This is a genomic window from Burkholderia sp. Se-20378 (assembly GCF_017104665.1).
GTDB lineage: Bacteria > Pseudomonadota > Gammaproteobacteria > Burkholderiales > Burkholderiaceae > Burkholderia > Burkholderia lata.
The window spans coordinates 1-5,269 of record NZ_JAAGPG010000544.1 but is presented as its reverse complement, the minus strand read 5'-3'; the positions used below and the strand labels follow the sequence as shown (position 1 = coordinate 5,269).

4 protein-coding genes and 1 pseudogene are annotated in these 5,269 nt (G+C 66.8%); 4 read left to right on the top strand and 1 reads right to left on the bottom strand.

Annotated features, from left to right (window positions below; all coding sequences use genetic code 11):
- Together G3N93_RS33275 and G3N93_RS33270 are read left to right on the top strand one after the other, a co-directional pair.
- Window positions 1-275: pseudogene (locus tag G3N93_RS33275) on the top strand (shikimate dehydrogenase); the annotation flags it as partial.
- Between the two features lie 33 nt (window positions 276-308).
- The gene (locus tag G3N93_RS33270; RefSeq protein ID WP_174940963.1) at window positions 309-1,661 is read left to right on the top strand and encodes an MFS transporter; all 1,353 of its coding nucleotides are present in this window, start codon (window positions 309-311) and stop codon (window positions 1,659-1,661) included.
- A 109-nt stretch (window positions 1,662-1,770) separates the two neighbouring features.
- Here the strand turns inward: G3N93_RS33270 and G3N93_RS33265 are convergent, their stop codons facing one another.
- Window positions 1,771-2,880, bottom strand: coding sequence for a 2-aminoethylphosphonate--pyruvate transaminase (locus tag G3N93_RS33265; protein ID WP_174942168.1), 1,110 nt, complete (start codon window positions 2,878-2,880; stop codon window positions 1,771-1,773).
- Between the two features lie 259 nt (window positions 2,881-3,139).
- On the opposite strand from G3N93_RS33265, the gene phnS reads away from it, so the two are divergent.
- Entirely contained in the window at window positions 3,140-4,228 is a 1,089-nt protein-coding gene (gene phnS / locus G3N93_RS33260) for a 2-aminoethylphosphonate ABC transporter substrate-binding protein (RefSeq protein WP_174942176.1), read from the top strand.
- 34 nt (window positions 4,229-4,262) lie between these two features.
- The coding region (gene phnT, locus G3N93_RS33255) for a 2-aminoethylphosphonate ABC transport system ATP-binding subunit PhnT (protein WP_206134861.1) at window positions 4,263-5,269 on the top strand (1,007 nt) is incomplete at its 3' end.

Genomic DNA, 5,269 nt, shown 5'->3' with positions numbered 1-5,269 from the left:
CGGGCCTGATCCACGCGACGCCGACCGGCATGGCCAAGCATCCGGGCCTGCCGCTGCCGGCCGAGCTGCTCCACGCGGGCATGTGGGTGGCCGACATCGTGTACTTCCCGCTCGAAACCGAACTGATCCACGCGGCGCGCGCGGCCGGCTGCGCCACGTTGCCGGGCGGCGGGATGGCCGTCTACCAGGCCGTCGACGCGTTCGAGATCTTCACCGGACGCACGCCCGACGCCGAGCGGATGTTCGATCACTTTCAGTCGCTCGTCGCGCGCTGACCCCCTTCCAGAAAGAGAGACCAGGAGACGACCATGCAGCACACCACCCACACGAGCGCCGCGCCGGCGCAGGCATCCGGCACCGTCCGGCGCACCTCGGCGCGCTACAAGATTCTCGCGCTGCTCGCGATCGGCACGATGATCAACTATCTCGACCGCACCGTGCTGGGGGTGGCTGCGCCGCAGCTCACCAAGGAGCTCGGCATCAACGCGGCCGTGATGGGCATCATGTTTTCCGCGTTTTCGTGGACGTACGTGGCCGCGCAGGTGCCCGGCGGCCTCTTTCTCGACCGTTTCGGCAGCAAGGTCACCTATTATTGGTCGATGACGCTGTGGTCGCTGTGCACGTTCCTGCAAGGCTTCGTGCCCGGCGTCGCGACGCTGCTCGCCTGCCGTCTCGGCCTGGGCGTCGCGGAGGCGCCATGCTTCCCGACCAACAGCCGCGTCGTCGCGACGTGGTTCCCGCAGAACGAGCGCGCGATGGCGACCGGTACCTACACCGTCGGCGAGTACATCGGCCTCGCGTTCTTCAGTCCGGTGCTGTTCGCGCTGATGGGGGCGTTCGGCTGGCGCTCGCTGTTCTGGGTCGTCGGCACGGTCGGCATCGTGTTCGGCCTGGTCTGGTGGAAGTTCTATCACGAGCCGCGCAACCATCCGGGGGCGAATTCGGAGGAGCTGGCGTATATCGAGGCGGGCGGCGGCCTCGTGCACGGCGTGCGCAAGGACGGTGACAAAGGTGGCAAGGGCGCGAAGGGCGAACAGAAGGCATTCAGTTGGTCGATGGCCGGCAAGCTGCTGAAGAAGCGCCAGCTCGCGGGCATCTGCCTCGGCCAGTTCGCCGGCAACTCGACGCTCGTGTTCTTCCTGACCTGGTTCCCGACCTACCTCGCCACCGAGCGCCACATGGGCTGGCTGAAGATCGGTTTCTTCGCGGTGATGCCGTTCATCGCCGCGTCGGTCGGCGTGATGTTCGGCGGGATCTTCTCCGACTGGCTGCTGCGTCGCGGCAAGTCCGCGAACCTCGCGCGCAAGCTGCCGATCATCGCAGGCCTGCTGCTCGCATCGACGATCATTCTCGCGAACTACGTGCAAAGCAACGAAGCCGTGATCGCGATCATGTCGGTCGCGTTCTTCGCGCAGGGGATGGCCGCACTCGGCTGGACGCTCGTGTCGGACATCGCGCCGGACGGCCTGCTCGGCGTCACGGGCGGCATCTTCAACTTCGCGGCGAACCTTGCCGGGATCGTCACGCCGCTCGTGGTCGGCTTCATCGTCGCGTCGACCGGGTCGTTCGTCGGCGCGCTCGTGTTCATCGGCGTGATCGCGCTGATCGGTGCGGCGTCGTACATCTTCGTGGTCGGCGACATCAAGCGGATCGAGCTGTAAGCACCGGCTCCACGCACATCCTGTGCGTTGGCCCGGCAGCCGCAAGGCCGCCGGGCTTTTTTGCTTGCGCGTGCCGGCGGATCCGCCGGCTGGCGCAGTACGGCGGCGCTTATGCGCGCTGCACTGCGATGCCGAGCGATTCGATAGCCTGCGCAATTGCCGCGACCGCACGGCGGATATCGTTCGAGTCGATCGCGCCGATGCAGCCGACGCGGAACGTCTCGAGCTGCGTGAGCTTGCCCGGATACAGGATGAAGCCCGCGTCGCGCACGGCGTCGTAGAAGCGGCGGAAATCGTAGGCCGGGTGGTCCGGCGCGTGGAACGTGACGATCACCGGCGCCTGCACGCTCGCATCGAGGAACGGCGTGAAGCCCAGCGCGTGCATCGATTCGACCAGCGTCCGGCAGTTGTCCGCATAGCGCGCGCCGCGCGCCGGCTGGCCGCCTTCGGCGAGATACTGGTCGAGCGCGGCGCGCAGCGCGGCGATCACGTGGGTCGGCGGCGTGAAGCGCCACTGGCCCGTCTTGAGCAGGTACGCGTACTGATCGTGGAGATCGAGCGCGAGCGACGGCGAGTTGCCTTCGCTTGCGTCGAGCGCTTCGCGCCGCACGATCGCGAACCCCATCCCCGGCACGCCTTCGAGGCATTTGCCGCTCGCCGAGATCAGCGCATCGATGCCGCTGCCGGCCAGCTTGATCGGCAGCGCGCCGAACGAGCTCATCGCGTCGACGATCAACCGCTTGCCGTGGCGCCGGCACACGGCGGCGATGTCGTCGAGCGGGTTCAGGATGCCGGCGCTCGTCTCCAGATGCACCTGCGCGACGTGCGTGATGCGCGGCTCGCGCACGAACGCGGCTTCGATCGCGGCCGGATCGACGGCCGCGTCCTCGCCGAACGGCAACGCGATCGCTTCGATGCCGAGCCGGCCGAGGATCTTCAGGATGCGCGCGCAGTACGCGCCGTTGTCGGGCACCAGCACGACGCCGTTGCGCGGCACCAGCGTGCCGAGCGCCGCTTCGACCGAGAACGTGCCGCTGCCCTGCATCGGCACGCACACATATTCGTCGCCGCCGTGCGCGATCGCGACCAGGTCCGCGCAGACGCTGGCCGTCAGTTGATTGAAAGCGGCATCCCACGAGCCCCAGTCATGTTGCATTGCGTGGCGGGTTGTGGCGGACGTGGTGAGCGGGCCAGGCGTAAGAAGAATCGGATCTGACATGGTTTTCCCTTGCAAAGGTCGGAAGAAACACCGGGCGGCATTTCTGAATGACTTGCATGATATTGGCAAAATGTGTCATTTTTTGGAAATTGTGGCATTCGTCACGGGTTTGTCATCGAACGCTGTGATCCTTCGCTTGCCGCGCGAAACCTCACTTCAGCGCGGTAGCGAGGCAGGCCGCCGATCGGCCCTGCCCGGAGATAACAGGAGAGCCGGATCGTGCCCCGGCCATTTGGTGTTCCGCCTACGGAGAAGTCAGATGACACTGCAGAAACCCTCGCGCGCCGCTGCCGGCGCGTTCCGCAAGCTTGCGCTGGCCGCGAGCGTCGCCGGTCTGATGGGCGCCGCGCTGCCCGCACATGCGGCGAGCGCGGTCGTGCTGTATACGGCAGACGGTCTCGAGAACCTCTATCGCGATGTGCTGCCGGCCTTCGAGAAGAAGGAAGGCGTCAAGGTCAACATCGTGACGGCGGGCAGCGGTGAAGTCGTCAACCGCGCGAACATCGAGAAGAACTCCCCGAAGGCCGACGTGATCGTCACGCTGCCGCCGTTCATTCAGCAAGCCGGCCAGATGGGCCTGCTGCAGCCGTACCAGAGCGTGAACTACAAGAACGTGCCGGCCATCGCGAAAGCCGAAGACGGCACGTGGGCAACGTTCGTGAACAACTACTTCTCGTTCGCGATCAACCCGGACGTCGTGAAGAACCAGCCGAAGACGTTTGCCGACCTGCTGTCGCCGGCCTACGCGGGCAAGGTCGCGTACTCGAACCCGGCCACCGCCGGCGACGGGATGGCCGTGCTGATCCTGACGACGTCGCTGATGGGCGAAGACAAGGCGTTCGACTACCTCGCGAAGCTGTCGCAGAGCGTGAAGTTCCACACCAAGGGCACGGGCTACCTGAACGTGCTGCTGTCGCGTAACGAAATCAGCGTGGCGAACGGCGACCTGCAGATGGACCTCGACGATGCCGAACACGGCGCGCTGTCCGTCAAGCCGATCTTCCTGGCCGCGAAGGAAGGCGACCAGCCGACCACGTTCCAGCTCCCGTACGGCATCGGCCTGATCAAGAGCGGCCCGAACCAGGACGCCGGCAAGAAGCTGATCGACTACCTGATGTCGACGGAAGTGCAGTCGAAGGTGCCGGACATGTACGGCATCCCGGGCCGCACGGACGTGCCGCTGGCCGGCAAGAACGGCGAAGCGGTCAAGAAGGCGATCGCGGGCGTGAAGCTGATCCCGGTCGACTGGACCCAGGTGATGGCGAAGAAGCCGGTGTGGATCGAGCGCTGGAAGAAGGACGTGATCGGCAGCTCGGGCAAGCAGCTCGACGTCGTCAAGCCGAAGTGATCGGCGCACGCCGCCTGTATTTGTGAGCAAGAGGATGAACCCGGTGGAAACCACCCTGACCCATCCCGGCGCATTCGGCGCCGCCGAACCGCAGGCAACGCTGCGGTCCGGCGCGCCGGGCGGCGTGCAGATCGAACACCTGAGCGTGCGCTACGGCGCACGCACGGTGCTGGAAGATCTGTCGCTGTCGATCGGTGCCGGTGAATTTCTGACCGTGCTCGGCAAGAGCGGTTGCGGCAAGACCACGCTGCTGCGCTTCATCGCCGGGTTCGTGAAGGCCGACGGCCTGACCGGCACGCTGACCGTTGCCGGACGCGACCTGACCTATGCGCCGCCGCACAAGCGCAATCTCGGTCTGCTGTTCCAGAATTACGCGCTGTTCCCGCACCTGACGGTGTTCGAGAACGTCGCATTCGGGCTGCGCGCACGCGGCATGGCGTCGTCGGAAGTGACGCGCCGCGTCGCCGATGCGCTGAAGCTCGTGCAGCTCGGCGATGCCGGCCATCACCTGCCCGCGCAACTGTCGGGCGGGATGCAGCAGCGCGTCGCACTGGCGCGCGCGCTCGTGATCGAGCCGGACGTGCTGCTGCTCGACGAGCCGCTGTCGGCGCTCGACGCCAACCTGCGCGCATCGGTGCGCAGCGAACTGAAGGCGTTGCACGAGCGCCTGCCGAACCTGACCGTCGTCTGCGTGACGCACGACCGCGACGATGCGCTCGTGCTGTCCGATCGCGCGCTGCTGATGCGCGACGGCCACATCGCGCAGCTCGGTACGCCGCAGCAGCTGTACGACGCGCCGCAGGACGGCTACGTCGCACGCTATCTCGGCCCGGCGAACCTGCTGCCGCCGCACGTGATCTTCCCGCTCGGCGATCCGCGCCACGAAGTGCGCGGCAAGGTCGCCTGCGTGCGCCCCGAGCGCCTGACCCTGATGCCGCCGGCTGCGGGCGGACTGCACGGCACGGTGTCGTCCGTCGAATGGCAGGGCGCCGACCTGTCGATCGCGGTCACGATCGATGCGGCCCCCGACGAGCCCGTGCA